We start from the raw sequence: 22,327 nt of genomic DNA, 5'->3' as shown, positions 1-22,327 counted from the left end.
CGGGAATGGCGTTCAGGCCAATCCTTTCAGCCACGCGCCGATCTCGCTTACGGCGACATTGGCCTCTCGCAGCAATTTCCCCATCGTGAGAAAGCCGTGGAACTGGCCGGGATAGTGCTTGTAGGCCACGGCCACGCCGGCCTGCCTCAGCCGCTCGGCATATTCGTCGCCTTCGTCGCGCAGGGGATCGGCACCGGCGGTCAGCACATAGGCCGGCGGCAGGCCGGCCAGGTTTGTCGCCCGTGCCGGCGAGGCGCGCCAGTCGTGGATATCGGCGGCGCCGTTGAGATAATGGTCGCAGAACCAGCGGATCACCGAATGCGTCAGCAGCACGCTCGTCTCGGGTTCGCGGTGAGAGCCGTGCGTCATGGCGAAATCGGTTGCCGGGTAGATCAGCAACTGGCCCGCGATGGCCGGACCGTCGCCGTCGCGCGCGGCGAGCGCGACGACTGCGGCGAGATTGCCGCCGGCGCTGTCGCCGCCGATCGAAAGCCGGGAGGCGTCGATGCCGAGTTCGCGCGCGTTGGCGGCGACCCATTTGGTCGCGGCGATCGCGTCATCGATGGCGGCGGGAAATTTGTGCTCGGGCGCGAGGCGGTAGTCCACCGAGATCACGATCAGCGCGCCGGCGTCGGCGAGCTGGCGGCAGACGACGTCATGGGAGTCGAGATCGCCGATCACCCAGCCGCCGCCGTGGAAGAACACCAGCGCCGGGGACAAGCCATCATACCGGCGCGGCTCTTTCGGAACATAGAGGCGCGCGGGAATGGCGCCGTGCGGTGCCGGGATCGACAGCGGCGTGACGCGCGCGAGGTCAGGTGGCTCGGGATTGGTCGCAAAGCGCGCCTGCGCGTAATAGGCCCGCGCTTCCGGCGCGGTCAGGGTCTCGTAGGCGGGCCGGCCGGCCTCCTGGAAGGCCTTGTAGACGGCGGCGGCATCGGGATCGAGCACAACGGGCATGGGGAGCGACCTCTGGGTTTCCAGTTATCGTTGGAGTTCTTTTCGGGGGCGGGCCGCCTCGGCCGCCGGGAAGCGTGCTCGACTATTCCATCCGGGGGCCGATCTGGCCAGACCGGGCCGGGAAGGGCAGGGATGCCGCCCTTCCCCCGCCGTATTCGCCGTGTTAACCGGATGGCCTGCGAGCGGCGGTAGCCCCTGTAGAATGTCCTCCAGCAAGCCCGATTCGCTGTTGAAGCCGCGCGAGATATGTTTCGAACATTTACCCTGACAGGTCTTGCGGCGCTTCTGGCCGCCACCGCACTGACGGCTGCGACGCCGGCGCAGGCGCAGATCGGCACGATCTTCTCCGATCCGCCGCCGCTGCGGCCGCCCGGCACCATTCCGCGTGGCCAGCCCCAGCCGCAGCCGCAGATCCCCGATGACGACGAAGAGGTGCCGGAGCTGCCGCCGCAGGGCCGTGTGCTGCCGTCACGTCCGATGGCGCCACCGCCGGGCCGGCAGGGCAATGTGATGCCGGGGCCGGTCGAGACCCAACCTCTGGCGCCGCCGCCCGGTTCTAGCGCCGCTCCGCCAAACCAGCCGCCGCCCGTCGCGGTCGCTCCGCCCAATCCGCAAGGCGCCCCGGGTGCGCCCGGTCAGCGCCAGCCACAGCAGAAGGGCGGACCGGGCGGCGCTGTCCCGCAGACGCCGGCGAGCCTTCAGCCGGGCGACGAAGTCGTCACCGAGCCGCCGGCCCAGAAGATCGTGAACAAGAAAGCGACCTTCTCCGGCCTCGACAAGATCACCGGGCGCATCATCAACTTCGACGAGGAGATCGGCGAGACCGTGCAATTCGGGGCGCTGCGCGTCAAAACCGACGCCTGCTACACGCGGCCGGCGACCGAGGCCGCCAACACCGACGCCTTCGTCGAGGTCGACGAGATCACCTTGCAGGGTGAGGTGAAGCGCATCTTCTCGGGCTGGATGTACGCGGCAAGTCCGGGCCTGCACGGCGTCGAGCACCCGATCTACGATATCTGGCTCACCGACTGCAAAGATCCGCAGCAAACGATTGCGACCGCGGCACCGGATCCCGGCACCAAGCCGGCACCGCCGCCGCCCGCGCAGAAGAAGGCCGCGCCCAAGCAGGTGCAGCAGCGTCCGCCGCAGCCGTTACCGCCGATCCAGCAGCAGCAGCCGGCACCGCCGCCACCACCTCCGCCGCCCGAGCAGCGGCCTGGTCTGTTCGGTTTCCCCGGGTTTGGCCGGTAATTGCTGATTATTGCCGCGCAGCGATGATCTCGAGCGCGCGCGCGCCCGGGATCGCTTCGCCGGCCGAGAGCCTCAGGAAATCGCCAGGCTCGCCCGCGAGCGCCTTGTCGAGCAGCGCGGTGTAGCGCCGCCGCGAAATCTCGGCCGCGCCAAAACTCTTCAGGTGTTCGGTGACATATTGGGTGTCGAGCAGCTCGAAGCCGCCATGGATGAGCCGCGCGACCAGATGCACCAATGCGACCTTGGAGGCATCGCGTGCGGTGTGGAACATGCTTTCGCCGAAAAAAGCCCGGCCCAGACTGACGCCGTAAAGGCCGCCGACGAGGTCCTCGCCCTGCCAGGCCTCGACGCTGTGGCAATGGCCGAGCTCGTACAGCCCGCCATAGAGGTCGCGGATGCGCTTGTTGATCCAGGTGTCCTCGCGCCCGGCTTGGGGTGCGGCGCAGCCGGCGATCGTGGCCTTGAAGGCGGTATTGACGGTGACGCGGAATGAGTCCGAACGCACGGTGCGCGCGAGCCGCGAGGCCACGCGAAAACCATCGAGTGGGATGACGCCGCGCAACTCCGGCTCGACCCAGAACAGGGTGGGATCATCGGCACTTTCGGCCATCGGAAAGATGCCGCAGGCATAGGCGCGCAGCAGCACGGCTGGTGTGATTTCAGACGGGGCAGAGTCGCGCGAAGTCATGGCGCGCCATAATAGCAGGATCGCAAGGCGGTTGCGATGGGCGGTGCGGATCAGTTCGCTGCGGCAGCAGCCGGCTTGCCGGCGGCAGCCGGGACACGGCGGAACATCAACATGACGCGGGTTCCGGAATGGTTGGGGTCGCGCTCGACCGAAGCGTCGAGCTTGCTGGCCATGGCTGCGACGATACGCTGGCCCATGCCGGTGGAGCGCGGATCGGCCTTGACGTTGTCGCCGACGCCATCGTCGCTGATCGACAGCAGGAGATCGTCGCCCTGCGAGGTCAGCTCCACATGGATCGGGCCGGCGCCGTCAGGGTAGGCGTATTTTACCGCGTTCATCACCAGCTCGTTGACGATGATGCCGACGGCGACTGCACGGTCCGGATCGATCTCGATCGGTTCGGCCTTCAGCGTCAGGCGCGACATCCGGTTGCCCTCGGCCGAGCGGCGCAGATCCTCGAGCAGCGAGTCCAGATACTGGTTCAGGACCACGCTCTTCAGGTCTTGCGAGGTGTAGAGGCGGCGGTGCACTTGCGCGACTGCGGCCACGCGGCCCATCGCATTGGTCAACGCAGCCTTGACCTCGTCCTGCGCGGCGGAGCTGGCCTGCAGGTGCAGGAGGGAGGCGATGATCTGCAGCGAGTTGCCGACGCGGTGGTTGACCTCGCGCAATAGCAGCTCGCGTTCGGCTGCAAGAGCAGCGTAGCGGTCGCGCGAGGCATGGATCTCGGCTTCGGCTTCCTCGCGCGCCTTCTGCAATTCGGCCTGGCGCAGCGCGCCATCGGCCGCGACGTGAAGCAGGGGAATGAAGTCGCCCTTGACGTCCTTGACGAGATAATCGGCCGCGCCCGCCTTCAGCGCCGTCACCGCGATGCTGGAATCCTGTGAGGCCGTGACGAAGACCACCGGCGGCGCGCCCGGGATCGCCATGATCTGCTCCAGCGTTTCCAGTCCGTCGAGGCCGGGCATGTATTGGTCGAGCGCCACCACGTCGATACCGCCGGTCGTGGCCGCGCGGCGGATGTGCTCGAGGCCTTCCTCGCCGCTTGCGGCGTGAACGACCTTGTAGCCGCGCCGTGTCAGGCCGCGATCGACCAAGCGCGCCAGCGCCCCGTCATCGTCGATGTAGAGCAGTGTGGGCGTACGTTGATTCATGGGGCGGCGGGTGGGACCTGGATGACCGAGAAGAACAAGCCGAGCTGCCGGATGGCATTGGCGAAATTCTCGTAGTTCACGGGCTTGGTGATGTAGACGTTGCAGCCGAGTTCGTAGCAGCGTTTGATTTCCTGGGAATCGTCGGTAGTGGTCAGCACCACCACGGGCGAGGCCTTCAGGTATTTGTTCTCCTTGATCTGCTTTAAAATGTCGATCCCGGTCATGTCGGGGAGGTTGAGATCGAGCAGGATCAGGAGCGCATTGCCTTTTTGCACGAGCCCGCTGCCGTCGGGCCCGAACAGGTGCTTCATCGCCTCAGTGCCGTTGGCAAAGGAAATGATCTCGTTGTTGACGCCGGACCTCCGGATGTTCCGCTCGATCAGCCGCGCGTGGCCCTCGTCGTCCTCGATCATGATGATGGTGACGGGTTGAGTCATTGATCCGCGTTCCGGTTGCTGGCGTTCCAGGTGATGGGCAGCGTGATGGTGAACGTGCTGCCCGTATTCAGTTCCGATGATACCGACATGGTGCCGCCGAGGCGACGCACAAGTGCACGCACATGCGCAAGACCGATGCCCTGACCGGGCTTGTCCTGGGTTCCGGCGCGGCGAAACAGGTCGAAGATCCGCTGGTGGTCCTTGGCGTCGATGCCGCGGCCGTTATCGCTGATCTCGAAGATAGCGTAGCCGAGCTTGGTGCGCCCGCGGATTCTGATCTCGCCGGGGACGCCGGGCTTGAGATATTTGATGGCGTTGTCGATCAGATTGGAGAAGATCTGCTCCAGCGCCAGGCGGTCGCTGACGAGATCCGGCAGCGGCGCGACGTGGATCTCGGCCTGCGCTTCGGCGGCCTGATGCGCCAGCGTCGATACGATCGCTTCGATCAGCTCGCGCGTGTCGATCTTTTCCGGCTGGAACTCGCGCCGGCCCTCGCGGGTGAGATTGAGGATCGCCGAGATCAGGCGGTCCATCTTGGCGATCGACGACTTGATGAAGCCCAGCGCTTCGGAAAAATCCTCTGACAGCTGCTTGTCCGGACCTTCGAGCGCGATCTCGCCGTCCGGCAACGGCGGCCCGTCGGCCGGGACATGGGTGAGGCTGCCGATACGGCGGAAAATGTCGCCGCCGAGCTCTTCGAGCTCGCTGGTGAAGCCCATGATGTTGACGAGTGGCGAGCGCAGATCGTGGCTGACGATATAGGCAAAGCGCTGGATCTCGTTGTTGGCTTCGCGCAGATCGGCCGTGCGTTCGTCGACCACGCCCTCCAGATTGACATTGGCATCGCGCAGGCGCGCCTCGGCATCGTCGCGGGCAAGGGCCGAGCGCCGCACCAGCCAGATCGAGATCAGGGCCAGCAGCACGACGAGGCCGGAGCCGATGCCGGTCATCGACGCGGCCAGGGTCTGGCTGCGGTCCGAATTGACCGTTCGCAGCCGGAACAGCCGTTCCTCCTCCTGAATCATCCCGGTCGCGACATTGGCGATCGCGGCCGTGGTGTCCGTGGAGGCGATCTCGCGGACCAGCGCTGCGGCCTTCTCCGGCTCGCCGCGCCGGATGAAGTCCATCTCCTGCACGAACTGGCCGAGCCTAGTCTCGATCGCCGCGCTCAGCTTCTCGATGCTTTGGCGTTGCTCCGGATTGTCGCCGATCAGGCGCGTGAGCCTGTCGAGAGCCGGGACGATGGCCGCCACGGCCTTGTCATGGTCGACCTTGAAATCCTCGCCTTGTGTCAGAAGGTAACCCCGGGCGGTGCTCTCGGCGCGGCGGATTTCCAGCAGGAGGGCGTTGATCTGGTTCTCCGCCTCGATGGTGTGAATCACCCATTTGCTGTCGTCTCTCGCCTTGTTGACGAGGTAGACGGAGCCGGCGCTGATCACGGTCAGCACCATGAGACCGGCTGCGAACAGCAGGATCTGCCAGAATCTACGCCGCCGCTGCGCGTCAGCGATCACGACGGTCTCGCTCGATCAGGCTTGCCGGACTTCAAAACGCCCCTCGGAACTGTCCCCATCGTGCCAAACGCGATTGGGGCCAAAGGGTTCCACGGGAAAGGACGGCTACTTCGGGGCGGGTTCCGCCTTGTTGGCGAGATATTGTTCCAGCCAGTGGATGTGATAGTCGCCGTTGATGATGTCGTCTTCGCGCACCAGAGCGCGGAACAGCGGCAGGGTGGTCTCGATGCCCTCGACCACCATCTCGTCCAGCGCCCGGCGCAGCCGCATCAGGCACTCGCCGCGGGTCTTGCCGTGCACGATCAGCTTGCCGACCAGCGAGTCGTAATAAGGCGGGATCGTATAGCCCTGATAGACTGCGGAATCGATCCGCACGCCGAGCCCCCCGGGCGGGTGATATTGCGTGATGCGGCCGGGCGAAGGACGAAAGGTCTGCGGATTCTCGGCGTTGATGCGGCACTCGATCGCGTGGCCGATGACCTGGACCTCGTCCTGCCTCGCCGGCAGGTCGCCGCCGGCGGCGATGCGGATCTGCTCCAGCACGAGGTCGATGTCGGTGATGCTCTCGGTGACGGGATGCTCGACCTGGATGCGGGTGTTCATCTCGATGAAGTAGAACTCGCCGTCCTCGAACAGGAACTCGATCGTTCCGACGCCGAGATATTTCATCTCGCGCATCGCCTTGGCGCAGGTCTCGCCGATCTTGGCGCGCGCAGCCGCGGTCAGCACGGGCGAGGGGCCTTCCTCCCAGACCTTCTGGTGGCGTCGCTGCAGCGAGCAGTCGCGTTCGCCAAGATGAATCGCGCCGCCGCGGCCGTCGCCGAGGATCTGGATCTCGATGTGACGCGGCTTCTGCAGATATTTCTCGAGGTAGACGGAAGCATCGCCGAAGGCGGATTTGGCCTCGTTGGCGGCCGTCGACAGCGCGACCTGAAGATCGGCCTCGCTCTCGGCCACCTTCATGCCGCGGCCGCCGCCGCCCGCCGCGGCTTTGACCAGCACGGGGAAGCCGATCTTCCTGGCGATCGCCATCGCGTCGTCGTTGGGGCCGACCCCTCCGTCGGAGCCGGGCACCACGGGAATGCCGAGCTTCTTGGCGGTCCTCTTGGCCTCGATTTTGTCGCCCATCAGGCGGATGTGCTCGGCCTTCGGGCCGATGAAATGCAGATTATGCTCAGCGAGGATTTCGGCGAAGCGCGCGTTCTCCGACAGGAAGCCGTAGCCGGGATGCACGGCATCGGCCCCGGTGATCTCGCAGGCCGCGAGCAGCGCGGGCACGTTGAGATAGCTGTCCTTGGAGGCCGGCGGCCCGATGCACACGCTCTCGTCCGACAGGCGCACATGCATGGCGTCGGCGTCGGCGGTTGAATGCACGGCGACGGTCGCGATCCCGAGCTCCTTGCAGGCCCTGAGGATGCGAAGGGCGATCTCGCCGCGATTGGCTATGAGGATCTTGTCGAACATGGTGTCCTTATTGGACTGACGCGCGGAAAGCGGCGAGGGCGATGAGACCGCCCTCGAACGTCACTCAATGATCACGAGCGGCTCGCCGTACTCGACCGGCTGGCCGTCCTCGATCACGATCTGCGTCACCGTGCCGGCGCGCGGCGAGGGGATCTGGTTCATGGTCTTCATGGCTTCGATGATCAGCAGCGTCTGGCCGACCGAGACCTTGCTGCCGACCTCGATGAACGGCTTGGCGCCGGGCTCCGGCGCCCAATAGGCGGTGCCGACCATCGGCGAGGTCACGGCGCCGGGATGCTTCGACAGGTCGGCAGCGGCAGGCGCGGCGGCAGCTGCGGCCGCCGGGAGCGCGGCAGGGGCAGCTGCCATCTGCATCGGCATGGTCGCGGCGACGCTGATATTGCGGGCGACGCGCAGGCGCAGGCCGGCACGCTCGATCTCGATTTCGGTGAGGCTGGTCTCATCGAGCAGCAAGGCGAGCTCGCGGACGAGGGCAGAATCCTCGCTGGAAAACTTTGCGGCTGCTTTGTCGTCTGGCTGGCGCGCCATGTTGTTTGATCCGAATGTTCTGTGTGAAGGGGAGCGTCAGGCTTTGGGCTTGAGGCCGAGCTTGGCGGCAAGGCCCTGGATGGCGAGGCGATAGCCCTCGACGCCGAAACCGCAGAGGGAGGCGAAGGCCGCGCGCGCGGTGTAGGAGTGATGACGGAAATTCTCGCGGGCGTGGATGTTGGTGACGTGCACTTCGACCGTCGGGATCTGCACCGCGAGCAGCGCGTCGTGCAGCGCGATCGACGTGTGCGAATAGCCGCCGGCATTGATGATGATGCCCTTCATCTTGCGGGCGTGTGCCTCGTGGATGAAGTCGATCAGCTCGCCTTCGCGGTTGGACTGCCGGCAGTCGGCCTTGAGGCCGAACGTCGCCGCCGTCTCCCGGCACAGCGCCTCGACGTCGGCCAGCGACGCATGCCCGTACTTCTCGGGCTCGCGCGTCCCCAACATGTTGAGGTTCGGCCCGTTCAGGACAAGGATCGTGTCGGTTGCTGGTTCGGCCATTCCAATCCCGCAAGAGCTGCTTCAGCGTGGCGGGGGTTATAGGTAACAAAGCGCGTGAGGGGAAGCCTTGAAGGACCTTCGAGGTGGCTTCAGATACCTCATCCGGGGTGCAAAAATCTGTGTGGAAGCTACGGAAATTGCTTGTTAACCAGTCCGAAGCATGGCTGCCGGCCGAACGGCAAAGGGGCGGGCATTGCTGCCCGCCCCCGATGGTTGCCGGGTATCGTCTTACGTGTTCAGGACAGCCACGATCTCATAGGTGTCCGGATTCACGATCACGATCTCATCCTTGACCAGGACGTAGCGATAGGTCCGCCATTCCGGATAGATCGTCACGACGCGGGACGGCAGGGTGTGCAGCTCAATACCCTCGCGCGGAATGCGGGTGCCGACCGAGATCGAGAAGTTCACGTTGGTCACCGGACGCACGTGCTCCTCGCGGATCACCGAGGTGATCTGCGTGCGTTGCTCGGTCGAGAGCTTGGCGCCCGCGCCGGCCTGACCGACCGTCGTGTTGGTGCTGCTCTGACCCTGCGCGTTCTGGTTGGAGCTGGTGCCGGTCTGACCCTGCGCGTTCTGGTTGGTGCTGGTGCCGGTCTGGCCCTGAGCGTTCTGGTTGGTGCGCGTCTCGGTACCCTTCTGGTTCTCGGCATTGTTGGTGCTGCTGGTGCCGCTCTTGGCGCCCTCAGCCTTCATGTCCTTCTGGTCCTTGGCGCCGGACTTGCTCGTGTCCTGACTCATGCTCTTGGACTTGTCCTGCTGACCCTGCGCGCGTTCGTCGGTGTGCTGGCCCTTGGTGGCGCCGGACTTGTCCTCAGCCGCGTTCTTGTTCATCTCGCGGCCCGAGTGCTCGTCCTTTGTTGCGCCGGAGGATTTGTCCTCGGCGGACGTGGCGGACTTCATGCTGCTGGAGCCGCCGGCCTGGCCGACGGTGCCCTTCTCATGGGCGGATTCCTTACCCATCGAGCCGCCGCGTTCGGCGGCGCCGCCGGAGGGCTGCGAATGCTGCGTCTGCGCACCACCGGCGCCGCCACCGCTGTCGCGGTTCATGGTGCCCTGTGCGTTCGCCAGACCGGTGCCCGCGACGAGCGCGAGTGTGGCAACCGAGATCATAAAGCGGTTAGACATGGAATTCTCCTCACGTGTTCATTTGCGTCATTGCCCGCGCCGACAACGAAAGGAGATTTGAGTTGTTCCGGAACTTCGGTGGTTCCGAGGCTTTTGTTTGTTGAATGCCAGATGAATGCGCGCGCCAGATTTCGGCGCAATGAAAAGGCCGGCTTTTCAGCCGGCCTTTTGCGTGCGTGAGTTGTAGAGCAGATCGCTGATCAGCAAGTCGCCTTGTTAGCAGGTCGCCTTTTTAACAGGTCGCCTTGCCGCAGCGGGCCACAGCGATCTTTTCCTTCAGGCTATCGACACCGACGGCGCCGACAACGATCTGCTTGCCGATCACGTAGCTCGGCGTGCCGTTCATGCCCATTGCTTCGGCGAGCTTGAAGTTCTCCTCAATGGTGCTGCGCACCTCGGCGCTGCCGATGTCCTTCTCGATTCGAGCGGTGTCGAGGCCAGCTTCCTTGGCCGCCTGAAGTGCGCGCGCCTTGTCGGCCGCGCCACGACCGCCGAGCAGCTTCTGGTGGAAGTCGAGGTACTTCTTGCCGGAGGGATCCTGCATGCGCACCGCGACGGCGACCTGGGCCGCTTCGACCGAGCCCTGGCTCAGTACCGGAAACTCCTTCAGCACCACCTTCAGCTTCGGATCGGCCTTCATGAGGGTGAGCATGTCGTCCATCGCGCGCTTGCAGTAGCCGCAATTGTAGTCGAAGAACTCGACGAAGGTGACGTCGCCGTCCTTGTTGCCGAGCACGACCTGGCGCGGAGAGTTGAAGATCGCATCGGAATTCTGAGCGACGCTGGTCTCGTGTTTCTGCGTCTCCGCCGCGGCCTGGCGCTTGGTGAGTTCGGTCATCGCTTCCTCGAGCACCTCGGGATGGGTGACGAGATAGTTCTTGATGATCGCCTCGATGTCCGTGCGCTGGGCATCGGAGAAGCTGTCGGCCGACGCGGGCGCGGCTGCGCCGAACATGGCGAGCGCAAACAGCGCGGGAGCAAGCAGGCGCAGCGAAGGCATAGGCAAATCCTCTTATCCAAAGCAGGTTTCGGAAAACGTCCCGGCGGACTTAAGCTCGGTGTCGTGACGTCGTTTCGTAAGGCGTCGTGGCGTAAGGCGTCGTCTTGTAAGATCGTCTTGGTCTTGTCAGTTGCGCGGCGGTTTCGACGCCACGATGTCGTCGGCCTTGACCCATCCGGGCGTGCCGACGGCGAAACGGGTTTTCGCGCGCGTCGCAAGCTCGCGGGCGGTCTTGTTGTCGCCGCGCAGATAGGCGGCCTGCGCCGACGCCAGATCCGCCTCGGCATAGTCGCCTTTCCGGCCATACGCCATCGCGAGCTGCATGTAGCCGAGCACGGCCTCCGGTTCCCGTGCGACCGCGGCCCGGAGAATCCGAACGGCGTCATCGGTGTAGGCCTTATTATCGGACCCAACCAGAGCCTGCCCAAGTAACATCTCGATGAGGGGCGCGTTGTTCGAAAGTGCGACAGCCTTGCGCAGGGCCGGGATCGCCTCCGCCGGCTTGCCGCCCTCCAGCAGCGCCTGGCCGCGCACCTCGTAAAAATACGCGTTGTTGGGCTGGACCTGGATCAGCGCGTCGATCTGGGTGAGCGCGCTGCGCAAATCCCCGTGCAGATAGGTGCTGATGGCGCGGGCATAGCGCGCCGGCATGCTGTCGTTGGTCAGGGGATAGCGGCGGTACACCGTTTCCGGCCGCTCCATGAAGGCGGAGATCTTGGCGCGCACCATGTCGTGGCGCAGCTGGAGCGCGGGATCGTCCTTTTTGTCCCAATAAGGGCTGGCGCTGGCGAACTCCTGCAGTGAAGCGACGCGCTCGGCGGGCATCGGGTGCGACTGGAGATAGGGATCGGCGCCGCGAGCCGCGAACAGGCTCTCGCTGGTGAAGCGCTTGAAGGTCTCGTACATGCCCTTCGGCGACTGCTGGGTCGCAGTCAGGAATTTCACGCCGGCGCGGTCGGCGTTCTCCTCCTGCTGGCGCTGATAGGACAGCAAGGTCCGGCGGATCATCTCCTGCGGGCCGGCAAGGGCGGCGGCTCCTGCATTGGCAAGGCCATTGTTGCCGGCGCTGCCGCTGCCGCGGGTGCTGCCGACCGCCATCGCGCCAGCACCGAGCAGCATGGCGATGATCATCTGGGTCTGGGCGTTGGCGAGCTGCTCGCGCAGCTTGGACAAATGGCCGCCGGCCAGATGCCCGGTCTCGTGCGCGAGCACGCCGATGATCTGGTTTGGCGTTTCCGACTGGAGGATCGCGCCGTAATTGACGAAGATGCGGCGGCCATCGGCGACGAACGCGTTGAACGAGCCCTCGTTGACGATCACCATCTGGATGTTCTGCTTCTCCAGGCCGGCGACCCGCAGGATCGGGCGGGTGTATTCGCGCAGCAGCTGCTCGGTTTCGGTGTCGCGCAGGACCGGCGGCCCCTTGGCCTGCGCATGCGCGGCCGAGAACGGCGTCAGCGCGATCGCAGCCGCCGCGAGGAGGGAGATGAGGGCGGTGGCCTTCTTGCGCAATGCGATCTGGAACAACATCAAGCGGTCTGGGTCAAACGGTCTTATCAGCAGGCTGGTCAAGCATTCTTGGTCGAGCAGTCTTGGTCGAGCAGTTTCGTGATTGGTTTTGGCGATTGGCGGCGGACCGGATACGCGATATGCCCTTTTGAGCCGTTCCCCTTATGAGCCGTACAATGCGGCCAGTCTGGGGCGCAAGCACCCCGTTTTTCCCGGGTCGGACGGATCGGCCCCGCCAGCGAATAGCAGAAATCGATGCACGATGCGACCTTGAGGAACCGGTTGGGGCAGTGGCTCGCGGCCTCCCGCCGCAGCGATGTTCCCCCGTTCATGGTGATGGACGTGATGGCCGCGGCGGCCCGAATCGAGGCGGCCGGGGGCCATGTCATCCACATGGAGGTTGGCCAGCCCGCCGCCGGCGCGCCTAAGACCGCGATTGCAGCCGCCCATGTGGCGCTCGAGGCCGGGCGGATCGACTATACCTCAGCGCTCGGCATCCCCTCCTTGCGCGAGCGCATCGCGCGGCATTATCGCGATGCCTATGGCTGTGACGTCAGCCCCGAGCGGGTCGTAGTGACCACCGGCTCCTCCGGCGGGTTCATTCTGGCTTTCCTGGCGATGTTTGAGCCGGGCGACCGCGTTGCCGTGACGGTGCCGGGTTATCCGCCGTACCGTCATATCCTTACCGCGCTCGGCTGCGAGCCGGTGCTGATCGAGACCACGAACGAGACCCGCCATGCGCTGACGGGCGAGGCGCTGCTGGCCGCCCATCGCAAGGCGCCGCTGAAGGGCGTGCTGGTCGGCAGTCCCGCCAATCCGACCGGGACGATGATGTCCCGCGAGGCGCTCGCCGGCCTGATCGCTGCGGCGGAAGACGCCGGCATCCGTTTCATCTCGGACGAGATCTATCATGGGCTCGACTACGCGTTTCCCGCCGTGACGGCTGCGGCGCTGTCGGACCACGCGCTCGTGATCAACTCGTTCTCGAAGTATTTCTGCATGACGGGCTGGCGCGTCGGCTGGATGGTCGTGCCCGAGATTCTGGTGCGGCCGATCGAGCGGCTGCAGCAGAACCTGTCGATCTCGGTGCCGTCGCTGTCGCAGATCGCGGCCGAAGCGGCCTTCGACGGCGCGGCCGAGATGGAGGAGATCAAGCACGGCTATCAGGAAAACCGGCGCATCCTGATCGAGGGATTGCCCAAGGCCGGCCTGACCAGATTTCTGCCGGCCGACGGCGCGTTCTATCTCTATGCGGACGTCTCGGATTTCACCTCCGACAGTTTCGAGTTCGCCAAGCAGATGCTCGAACAGGCCCATGTCGCGGTCACGCCGGGCCTCGACTTCGATCCCATCCATGGTCGTTCATTCATACGGCTCTCTTATGCGCGTTCGGCTGCGGAGATGCGGGAAGCAGTTGACCGGATCGCTCACTGGCTTAAATAGCCGCCAGTTTTCGCCAGCCTTCTGGAGTGCAACTTGTCTGACCGTTCCGTCCCCTCTACCGCCACGCATTCTCCTCTCGCCGCATTGATGTGGCCGATCCGGCCGGGTGAAACCGTCGGCGCCTTGCGCGCTGTCGTGCTGATTGCGCTCGGCACCGCCTTAATGGCGCTGTCAGCCAAGGTGAACCTGCCGCTGCCTTACGTGCCCATGACATTGCAGACGCTGGTCGTGTTGATGACCGGCGCCGCCTATGGCTGGCGGCTTGGCAGCGCAACCATGATCGCCTACCTCGCCGAGGGTGCAATGGGCCTGCCGGTGTTCGCCGGCCCTGTCGGTGGAATTGCACCGCTGGTGGGCCCGACCGCGGGCTATCTGTTCGGCTTCATTGGCGCCGCCTTCGTCACCGGCTGGCTCGCCGAGCGCGGCTGGGATCGCAGCGTAACGCTGCTGTTTGCGGCCATGGCGGCCGGCCACATCCTCATGCTGGCCGCGGGCTTTGGCTGGCTGGCCTTCGGTCTCGGCCTGGGTGCCGCAAAGGCGTGGCAGGTCGGCCTGATGCCGTTCGTTGCGGCGTCGCTGGTCAAGAACGCGCTGGGCGCGACGTTGATGCCGGCGATACGCCGGGTGGTCGATCGCGGGTAAAGCGCGCAATATCGAGCAGTTCCGATTGACAGGGCCGGCCAAGTTGATCTTGGCTGGCCTGGCGTTTTGAGGGGGAGTGAAACAATGACGACGACAACGATGGTGGGGGCGCCGGTCGCGCCGCCCGCCGCCAAGCCGTGGTACAAGGTACTTTATATCCAGGTGCTGATCGCGATCGTGCTCGGCGCCATCGTCGGCTGGCTCTGGCCGTCGGTCGCCACCAATGAGTGGATCAAGGCACTCGGCGACGGCTTCATCAAGCTGATCAAGATGGTGATCGCGCCGATCATCTTCTGCACCGTTGTCTCGGGCATCGCCCATATCCAGGACGCCAAGAAGGTCGGCCGCATCGGCGTCAAGGCGCTGGTCTATTTCGAGATCGTCTCGACCTTCGCACTGGTGATCGGCCTAGTCATCGGCAATCTGGTGAAGCCGGGTGCGGGCTTCGGCGGTGCCGCCGCCAATGCGCAGGCCGTCGCCAACTACGCCAAGCAGGCCGAAGGCCAGAAGTCGGTCGACTTCGTGCTGCACATAATTCCGGACACCGTCGTCGGCGCCTTCGCGCAAGGCGAGATCCTGCAGGTGCTGCTGTTTTCGGTGCTGTTCGGCTTCGCCATCATGGGGCTCGGTGAACGCGGCCACACCATCCGCTCGTTCATCGACGACGCCGCGCATGCGGTGTTCGGCGTCATCTCCATCGTGATGCGCGCAGCCCCGATCGGTGCCTTCGGCGCGATGGCCTACACCATCGGCAAGTTCGGCACCGGGGCGATCCTCAACCTGGTCGGCCTGATCGCGACGTTCTACCTGACCGCGGCGCTGTTCGTATTCGTCGTGCTCGGAATCATCGCGCGCTTCGCCGGCTTCTCCATCTTTAAGTTCCTCGCCTACATCAAGGACGAGCTGCTGATTGTGCTCGGCACCTCGTCCTCGGAAAGCGCGTTGCCGTCCTTGATGGAAAAGCTCGAGCGCCTCGGCTGCTCCAAGTCGGTGGTCGGCCTCGTGGTGCCCACGGGCTATTCGTTCAATCTTGACGGCACCAACATCTACATGACGCTGGCGACGCTGTTCATCGCGCAGGCGCTGGGCTTCGATCTCACCTTCGGCCAGCAGCTCACCATCCTGGTGGTGGCGATGCTGACCTCGAAGGGCGCCTCCGGCATCACGGGCGCGGGCTTCATCACGCTGGCGGCGACGCTCGCCGTGGTCGATCCGCGCCTCGTGCCGGGCATGGCGATCGTGCTCGGCATCGACAAGTTCATGAGCGAGTGCCGCGCGCTGACCAATCTGTGCGGCAATGGCGTTGCCTGCGTGATCGTCGCCTGGTGGGAGGGCGAGCTCGATCGCGACAAGCTCAACGCCAACCTCGCCCGGCAGATCGATCCGACCGACATGGAAACGGCGGTCACGACGGATTGATCTGCATGTGACGGTGCCGAGCGCCGTCAGATGTTGAAATAATAGGGCTGGTCGAGATCCTCGATCAGCCCTTTTTCTTTCGCTGCGAGGGCTTAGAACCGCTCCGGCCGGTACGGCGTGGGATCGATCGCGGGCGTTTTGCCGCTCATCATCTCCGCGAGCAGGCGGCCGGTCGCGGGTCCAAGCGTAAAGCCCTGGTGGCCGTGGCCGAAGTTCATCCAGAGGCCGGCATGGCGTGGGGCAGGGCCGAGCACCGGCAGCATGTCGGGCGTGCAGGGGCGGGTGCCGAACCATGGGTCGGGCTCGACCCGCTTGCCGAGGTCGATCAGCTCGCGCGCGGAAGCTTCCGCGCTGGCGAGCTGCACGGGCGTTGCGAGCGCGTCCAGGCCGGTCAGCTCCGCGCCGGTGGTGATGCGGATACCCTTCGCCATCGGACCCATGGCGTAGCCACCGGCCTTGTCGACCAGCGGCAGATCGAGCGAGGCGCCGCCGCTGTAATGCATGTGGTAGCCGCGCTTGCGCACCAGCGGGATGCGATAGCCGAATTTGAGCAGGAGATCGGGCGACCACGGCCCGAGCGTCACGACGGCGTGGGCGGCGTCGACGCGCCCATGGTCTGTCTTGACCGACCAGCCGGTGGCGGTCTGATGAAGGCTTTGGGCATCACCGAGCACGATGGTGCCGCCGAGGCGCTCGAACAGATCGGCATAGGCCGTGACCAGCGCGCCGGGATCGGACACGGTCCAGGTGTCGAGCCAATGGATCGCGCCGGGCAGGTCGTCGCGCAGGACAGGTTCGGCCTTGGCGAGCTCGGCGCCCGAGAGCGCACGAAACCTCACGCCGAATTCGCGCTGGTCTTCTTCCGCCGCCTTGACGGCGAGATCGAACGAAGCTGCGTCGCGATGCAGGTGCCGGTATCCCGCGCGGCGGATCAGATTGTCGGCGTGGGCTTCGCGAATGAGGATGTCGTGCTCCGCCGTCGCGTAGGCGATCAGCCGCGCCCAGGCGTCGATCGCCTCACGATGCCGCTTCGGCGCCGAATGCCACCAATAGCGAAGCAGGGGCTCGATATGGAGATGAAGCGAAGACAGGCTGTAACGCACGTCGTTGGTGCGGCCGGTCGCGATCTTCAGGAGCGTGGCGAGGTCGCGCGGCATCGGGTAGGGGCGCACCGCTTCCGCCTGGATCATGCCGGCATTGCCGTAGCTGGTCTCTCGGCCCGGCTCTCTGCGGTCGATCAGCGTGACGGACCAGCCACGCTGCTGCAGGTGCAGCGCCGCGCTGACGCCGATCATGCCGCCGCCGAGGACGATCGCGCTTTGCATTGAACTGACCTCGCCAAATCAAAACCGCCCGGTTTGGCCGGGCGGTTTCAACTATCTTGTTGCTCTATTCGCCGCCGCCGAAGCGGCGGGACCACCAGCCGGCACGACGCGGTGCGGGCGAGGTTTCGCTTGCCGCTGCGGGCGCGGGCTCCGGAGCGGGTGTGGGCGGGGCAACCGGCTCGGCCGCCTGTGCAACCGGTGCCGGTTCACTCTGGCTGCTCGACAGGAAGCTCACCTTTTCCCGAACCGTCGAACGGCGTCGTGCAGCCTTGTCGTCCGCGTGCTCCTCGTCCGCGGCCGAAGGAGCCGGCTCAGGCTGGGCCGTTGCTTCAATCCGTGCTTCGGCCCGCGGCTCAGGCTGGGTGACCTGAGGTTCTGACGTGTGCTCGGCCTGCGCGATCGAGGGCGCTGCCTCGCCGCCAAAACCGTCGAAATCGGCGACTGCGTTGGTGGCTTCCGACGGCGCATTGGCACTAAGCTCGTCGCTGATGGAGCCGGCGAGACCTTCCTCGCCAGGACCGCGACGGCGGCGGCCACCACGGCGACCACGCCGGCGACGGCGATCGGCGCTGCCCTGCTGCTCGCCACGGGCTGCCTGTTCCTCGCCTTCCTCGCCTTCCGGTTCGGCCTCGGCATCCTCTTCGCCTTCGCCGGCCGCCATGGCCGTCTCGGCAATAGCGGGCGCGCCATCCTCGCGCGTCTCCTCGTCCCGCGGACCACCGCGACCGCGGCGGCGACGGCGACGCTTGCGGCGCTGGCTGTCCTGCTCGGTAGCGGCGTCGCCTGCGGTCTGCTCCTCGATGAGACCTTCGGTCTCCTCGGTCTCGACCTCGGATTCGCTCTCCGGATCGAACTCCTCGTCGTCATAGGCCTCTTCGACCAGGGGCGGCGGGCTTGCGGCCGCCTGGGCCGCCAGCAGAGCCTTGGCGGCTTCCAGCGTATGCACCTGCTCGCCGCGGTCGATGACATAGGCCTGCGGTCCGCTGACGCTCGGGTCGGCGATGACCGACAACGTGACCTTGAAGCCGTTCTCAAGGTCGCGCAGATGGCCGCGCTTGTGGTTCAGCACATAGAGCGCGACGTCGGTGCGGGTGCGGACCACGAGGTTGTGGGTTGCGCCCTTCATCAGGATCTCTTCGAGGCCGCGCAGCAATTGGAGCGCAACCGAGGACACCGAGCGGACATGGCCGGTGCCGCCGCAATGCGTGCAGGGATCGGTTGAGGATTCCAGCACGCTAGCGCGGATGCGCTGGCGTGACATCTCGAGCAGGCCGAAATGCGAGATGCGTCCGACCTGGATCCGCGCGCGGTCCTGCCGGAGGCAATCGGACAGCTTGCGTTCGACCGCGCGGTTGTTGCGCTTCTCGTCCATGTCGATGAAGTCGATGACGATCAGGCCGGCGAGGTCGCGCAACCGAAGCTGACGCGCAACCTCCTCGGAGGCCTCGAGATTGGTCTTGAGCGCGGTATCTTCGATATGATGCTCGCGCGTCGAACGGCCGGAGTTGACGTCGATCGAGACCAGCGCTTCGGTCTGGTTGATCACGATGTAGCCGCCGGAGCGCAACTGTACGGTCGGCGAGAACATCGCATCCAGCTGGCTTTCGACGCCCATCCGCGAGAACAGCGGCTGGCCGTCGCGATACTGCCTCACCGCGCTCACATTGGCGGGCATCAACATCTTCATGAAGTCGCGCGCTTCGCGATAGCCGGCATCGCCCGCCACCTGGATCTCGTCGATCTCCTTATTGTAGAGGTCGCGCAGCGAGCGCTTGATCAGCGAGCCTTCCTCGTAGACGAGGGTCGGGGCCTGCGACTTCAGCGTCATGTCGCGCACCGTCTCCCACATGCGGATCAGGTACTCGAAATCGCGCTTGATCTCGGGCTTGGTGCGGGCGGCACCCGCCGTGCGCAGAATGATCCCCATGCCCTCGGGCACGTCGAGATCCTGCACCACTTCCTTCAGGCGCGAACGGTCCTGCGCGCTCGTGATCTTGCGGCTGATGCCGCCGCCGCGCGCGGTGTTCGGCATCAAGACGGCATAACGGCCGGCGAGTGAGAGGTAGGTCGTCAGCGCCGCGCCCTTGTTGCCGCGCTCTTCCTTGACGACCTGCACCAGCATCACCTGGCGACGCTTGATGACTTCCTGGATCTTGTACTGGCGGCGAGGACGGAAGGTGCGCTCCGGCACTTCCTCCAGCACATCGTCGCCGCCGACGGATTCAACGACGTCCTCTTCGGCTTCCTCGTCGTCCTCGTCTTCGTCGTCATCCTCGGCCGTCGCTTCGGAGTCGTGATGCGGAGCCTGCGCACTCTCGCCCGCGGCGTACACGGCGTCGGCAGGCTCAGCAGCCGATGTCACGGCCTCGGCAAGATCGTCGGCGTGTGCGTCGGAGGCAAACTCCTGCGGCTCGGCAACGGCCTCGGTGGCGACCGCGGGCTCGGCGCCGATCGCTGCGACAGGCGCCGGTGTCTCGTCGGCATGATCATGGTCGTGATGATCGTGCTCGCCATCATGATCGTGGTCGTGATGTTCGTGCACGTGATGATCGTCACCATGGGCATGATGATGGTCGTCGTGGTCATGCCCCTCGTGGTCATGTGCTTCGCGGCCGTGATGATCGTGGCCTTCGTGCTCGCCGTGATGCTCTGCGTCGGCGTGCAGGTGCTCGCCCTCGTGCGAAGCGCCCTCAGGCAGGGCCTCGCCCTGGACCTGCCGGGCCGCGGGATCGCCTTCGACGACCTCGCTGCGGACGCGCTCGCCATGGCTACGGCGGCGGGAATTGCGGTGGCGGGAGCGGCGGCGGCCCTGGGAGCGGTTCTCGCTCTCTTCCTCGGCCTCGCGATGGGCCTGCTCCTCGGCTTCGATCAGCGCCTGCCGGTCGGCAACCGGGATCTGGTAGTAGTCGGGATGGATTTCGCTGAAGGCGAGGAAGCCGTGGCGGTTGCCGCCATATTCGACGAAAGCGGCCTGGAGCGAGGGTTCGACCCTTGTGACCTTGGCGAGGTAGATATTCCCGCGCAGTTGCTTGCGTTGCGCGGTCTCGAAATCAAACTCTTCGACGCGATTGCCGCGGACCACGACGACCCGGGTCTCTTCCGGGTGGGTGGCATCGATCAACATCTTGTTGGGCATGTCTTAACTCTTGGCGGCGGCGGGCGCGATTCACCGTGGGCGCCATCAGCGCTGCCGGGTGACGCGACGGTCCACCTGATTCGGGGGTGAGGGGAAGGCCGAAACACCGTCTCTCGCGCCTTGCCGAACCGAAAGCCGGAGGACCGAAGCGGCGCGCGGAATTGTCACTCCGCAGCGTCGCGAATGGTCCTTCAGAATTGGTCGGCACAGTCTGGCGCATCAAGCGTCGGCCCGTATGAAACATTGGGCGGCGGGGCCGCCCCTCAATCAGTTGCTGTTGGCCAGGCATGGCGCGAGCGCGCTCGCCTTGGGGTATTACAAACCGCTCCCTTGGGATTAAGGGACCGGGTAACGGGTTGCGCCGCTGTCAGAACCGTCCCGGAAACGTGTTGGTAACCGAGGACCGTTCCGCCGCCGGGGCTTGCCCCGCTCCACCTTGCTGCCGCGCACCGCGCTGGACTTAGAGGGGAACGGAAAAACGCTGGAATTCCCAAACCTTGAGAGTTCCGGCGCTGCACCGGGAGGCTGAATGCGACACAACCGGAAATATCGGCCGTCAGCATTCCGTACATACGTGGATTGGGCCATCCGTGCAAGGAGCGTCGCACGGCGGTCACAGTCAGCGAGTTTCGCGTGTCCGTCATTAAGGATCGTTTAACCCTGTGGTTCTATTGCGTTAAAGAGGCTGCTCGGAGGCACGGAATCGGTGGCGAGCCGCGCAAATCAAAGGATCCTGCTGGGATGCGTGCTGCTCTGCGCGGCGGCATTGCCGTGTGCTGATTCCTCGCGCCTGAAGGCCGCGGAAAGTCAGCCTCAACTCCCTGTTGCATCAGCGAATTTCCCAACGGCCTGGGCCGCCCGACTGGCCGGGGACGGCAGGCAGACTCGCTTTGTCCTCGACATCGATCAGACCGTTAGCTTCCGCGCAGTCACTCTGGCCGACCCGTATCGGGTGGTGGTTGACGTTCCCCAGGTCAATTTTCAACTTCCCGCCGGGACCGGGTCCGGCGGACGCGGACTGGTCAAGGCCTTCCGCTATGGGCTTGTGATGCCCGGCGGCTCCCGAATCGTGTTCGACCTGACGGGCCCGGCCAAGATCGCCAATTCCTACGTGGTGGAGGCTGCCAACGGCCAGCCGGCGCGGCTGGTGCTCGAAATGGAGGAGGTCGAGCGCACCGCCTTCGTGCCGTCGCTGGCTCCGGAAAACCGTCCTGAGCTGCGGCCGGCTATTGCCGATCCGCCGCCCGCGACGGTTCCCGCATCTGCCCACCCTGAAGCCGGGCAGAAGGCCGATGGCCGCGCGGTCGTCGTCATCGATCCCGGCCATGGCGGCATCGACAACGGCACGCAGTCGAGCGGCGAGAGCGAGAAGAATCTGGTGCTGGCCTTTGGCCTGGCGCTGCGCGAACGGCTGGAAAAGACCGGCAAATATCGCGTGGTGATGACCCGAGACGACGACACCTTCATCCCGCTCAACGACCGGGTCAAAGTCGCCCGCAGCCTCAAGGCGGCGTTGTTCGTCTCGATCCATGCCGACGCGCTGCCGCGCGCCGAGGGCGATGCGCAGGGCGCGACCATCTACACGTTGTCCGACAAGGCCTCCGACGCCGAGGCGCAGCGGCTGGCGGATGCGGAAAACCGGGCGGACGCCATCGCCGGCTTCAACCTCGCGGAGGAGCCGACCGATGTCGCCGACATCCTGATCGATCTCACCCAGCGGGAAACCCGTACCTTTTCAAGCCGTTTTGCTCGCCTGTTGATGGGCGAAATGAAGTCGACGGTGCGGATGCACAAGCATCCCCTGAAGTCAGCCGGCTTCCGGGTGCTGAAGGCGCCCGACGTGCCGTCGGTCCTGGTCGAGATCGGCTATGTCTCCAACAAGGGCGACCTCGAGCATCTGGTCTCCGAGGGATGGCGGTCGCGTGCCGTGGGCTCGATGGCGCAGGCGATCGACGGGTTTTTGGCCAAACGGATGGCCACGGCCGGATCGTCGAATTGACGACCGGGCGATCGTCCAGTTGACGACCCGGGGATCGTTGAATTGAGAGTGATTTTCCGTCCCGCCGCAAAAGCCCTAGTTTGGCCACAGCGGGCGCTTTATAAAAACGCCGCAGGGGGTTCCGGAATCGGCGAGAATCCCGCTCGGCAAGCGCCTTGAGTCCGGCACTAATAGTATTGAGTAAAGCCGGTGAATTCGCGATGGT

18 protein-coding genes and 1 pseudogene are annotated in these 22,327 nt (G+C 65.3%); 6 read left to right on the top strand and 13 right to left on the bottom strand.

What is annotated here, in order from left to right; translation table 11 throughout:
* Positions 1-12: 12 nt before the first annotated feature.
* Positions 13-960: an alpha/beta hydrolase gene (locus IVB50_RS23175; RefSeq protein ID WP_018454489.1), complete on the bottom strand. Its 948-nt coding sequence runs from the start codon at positions 958-960 to the stop codon at positions 13-15.
* Positions 961-1,162: 202 nt separating this feature from the next.
* Here IVB50_RS23175 and IVB50_RS42570 point away from each other — a divergent pair.
* Positions 1,163-2,211 (top strand): annotated as a pseudogene (locus tag IVB50_RS42570) (DUF2155 domain-containing protein).
* Between the two features lie 7 nt (positions 2,212-2,218).
* On the opposite strand, the gene aat reads toward IVB50_RS42570, so the two are convergent.
* The 10 genes from aat to IVB50_RS23115 form a co-directional block, all read right to left on the bottom strand.
* Positions 2,219-2,899, bottom strand: coding sequence for a leucyl/phenylalanyl-tRNA--protein transferase (gene aat / locus IVB50_RS23160; RefSeq protein WP_026232743.1), 681 nt, complete (start codon positions 2,897-2,899; stop codon positions 2,219-2,221).
* Between the two features lie 50 nt (positions 2,900-2,949).
* Complete coding sequence (locus tag IVB50_RS23155; RefSeq protein WP_018454486.1) at positions 2,950-4,053, bottom strand: histidine kinase dimerization/phosphoacceptor domain -containing protein; 1,104 nt, start codon at positions 4,051-4,053, stop codon at positions 2,950-2,952.
* Positions 4,050-4,490: a response regulator gene (locus IVB50_RS23150; RefSeq protein WP_018454485.1), complete on the bottom strand. Its 441-nt coding sequence runs from the start codon at positions 4,488-4,490 to the stop codon at positions 4,050-4,052. The genes IVB50_RS23155 and IVB50_RS23150 overlap by 4 nt, the downstream gene beginning before the upstream one ends.
* On the bottom strand, positions 4,487-6,004 hold the full coding sequence (locus tag IVB50_RS23145) for a CHASE3 domain-containing protein (RefSeq protein ID WP_018454484.1): 1,518 nt from the start codon (positions 6,002-6,004) through the stop codon (positions 4,487-4,489). Before IVB50_RS23145 ends, IVB50_RS23150 begins: the two co-directional genes overlap by 4 nt.
* Before the next feature lie 105 nt (positions 6,005-6,109).
* Positions 6,110-7,468, bottom strand: coding sequence for an acetyl-CoA carboxylase biotin carboxylase subunit (accC, locus tag IVB50_RS23140; RefSeq protein ID WP_018454483.1), 1,359 nt, complete (start codon positions 7,466-7,468; stop codon positions 6,110-6,112).
* 60 nt (positions 7,469-7,528) lie between these two features.
* Positions 7,529-8,017: an acetyl-CoA carboxylase biotin carboxyl carrier protein gene (gene accB / locus IVB50_RS23135; protein ID WP_007591611.1), complete on the bottom strand. Its 489-nt coding sequence runs from the start codon at positions 8,015-8,017 to the stop codon at positions 7,529-7,531.
* Positions 8,018-8,053: 36 nt separating this feature from the next.
* A complete protein-coding gene (aroQ, locus tag IVB50_RS23130) occupies positions 8,054-8,521 on the bottom strand; it encodes a type II 3-dehydroquinate dehydratase (protein WP_247297418.1) in 468 nt (155 codons plus the stop codon).
* A 228-nt stretch (positions 8,522-8,749) separates the two neighbouring features.
* Positions 8,750-9,649, bottom strand: a complete 900-nt coding sequence (locus tag IVB50_RS23125; RefSeq protein WP_247297417.1) for a DUF1236 domain-containing protein — start codon at positions 9,647-9,649, stop codon at positions 8,750-8,752.
* A 232-nt stretch (positions 9,650-9,881) separates the two neighbouring features.
* The gene (locus IVB50_RS23120; RefSeq protein WP_247297416.1) at positions 9,882-10,649 is read right to left on the bottom strand and encodes a DsbA family protein; all 768 of its coding nucleotides are present in this window, start codon (positions 10,647-10,649) and stop codon (positions 9,882-9,884) included.
* Between the two features lie 126 nt (positions 10,650-10,775).
* The gene (locus IVB50_RS23115; protein WP_018454479.1) at positions 10,776-12,179 is read right to left on the bottom strand and encodes a M48 family metalloprotease; all 1,404 of its coding nucleotides are present in this window, start codon (positions 12,177-12,179) and stop codon (positions 10,776-10,778) included.
* 234 nt (positions 12,180-12,413) lie between these two features.
* Between IVB50_RS23115 and IVB50_RS23110 the strand changes: the two genes are divergently transcribed.
* The 3 genes from IVB50_RS23110 (at position 12,414) to IVB50_RS23100 (ending at position 15,662) form a co-directional block, all read left to right on the top strand.
* Positions 12,414-13,601 (top strand): aminotransferase class I/II-fold pyridoxal phosphate-dependent enzyme, encoded by a 1,188-nt coding sequence (locus IVB50_RS23110; protein WP_018454478.1) that lies wholly within the window; start codon positions 12,414-12,416, stop codon positions 13,599-13,601.
* An 87-nt stretch (positions 13,602-13,688) separates the two neighbouring features.
* On the top strand, positions 13,689-14,243 hold the full coding sequence (locus IVB50_RS23105) for a biotin transporter BioY (RefSeq protein ID WP_247297673.1): 555 nt from the start codon (positions 13,689-13,691) through the stop codon (positions 14,241-14,243).
* Positions 14,244-14,327: 84 nt separating this feature from the next.
* Complete coding sequence (locus IVB50_RS23100) at positions 14,328-15,662, top strand: dicarboxylate/amino acid:cation symporter (protein WP_018454476.1); 1,335 nt, start codon at positions 14,328-14,330, stop codon at positions 15,660-15,662.
* 92 nt (positions 15,663-15,754) lie between these two features.
* Here the strand turns inward: IVB50_RS23100 and IVB50_RS23095 are convergent, their stop codons facing one another.
* Positions 15,755-16,987: an FAD-binding oxidoreductase gene (locus tag IVB50_RS23095; RefSeq protein WP_247297415.1), complete on the bottom strand. Its 1,233-nt coding sequence runs from the start codon at positions 16,985-16,987 to the stop codon at positions 15,755-15,757.
* A 64-nt stretch (positions 16,988-17,051) separates the two neighbouring features.
* Positions 17,052-19,529 (bottom strand): Rne/Rng family ribonuclease, encoded by a 2,478-nt coding sequence (locus tag IVB50_RS23090; protein ID WP_346283657.1) that lies wholly within the window; start codon positions 19,527-19,529, stop codon positions 17,052-17,054.
* On the opposite strand from IVB50_RS23090, the gene IVB50_RS42770 reads away from it, so the two are divergent.
* Together IVB50_RS42770 and IVB50_RS23085 are read left to right on the top strand one after the other, a co-directional pair.
* Entirely contained in the window at positions 19,470-20,213 is a 744-nt protein-coding gene (locus IVB50_RS42770) for a hypothetical protein (protein ID WP_346771308.1), read from the top strand. The two genes, IVB50_RS23090 and IVB50_RS42770, sit on opposite strands and share 60 nt — an antisense overlap.
* A gap of 616 nt (positions 20,214-20,829) precedes the next feature.
* Positions 20,830-22,122, top strand: a complete 1,293-nt coding sequence (locus tag IVB50_RS23085; protein ID WP_247297412.1) for an N-acetylmuramoyl-L-alanine amidase — start codon at positions 20,830-20,832, stop codon at positions 22,120-22,122.
* Positions 22,123-22,327 lie beyond the last annotated feature (205 nt).

Origin of the sequence: Bradyrhizobium sp. 87, from assembly GCF_023073015.1 — a bacterium.
In the GTDB taxonomy this organism is placed as follows: domain Bacteria; phylum Pseudomonadota; class Alphaproteobacteria; order Rhizobiales; family Xanthobacteraceae; genus Bradyrhizobium; species Bradyrhizobium canariense_D.
This window is presented reverse-complemented; position numbering and strand designations above follow the sequence as displayed.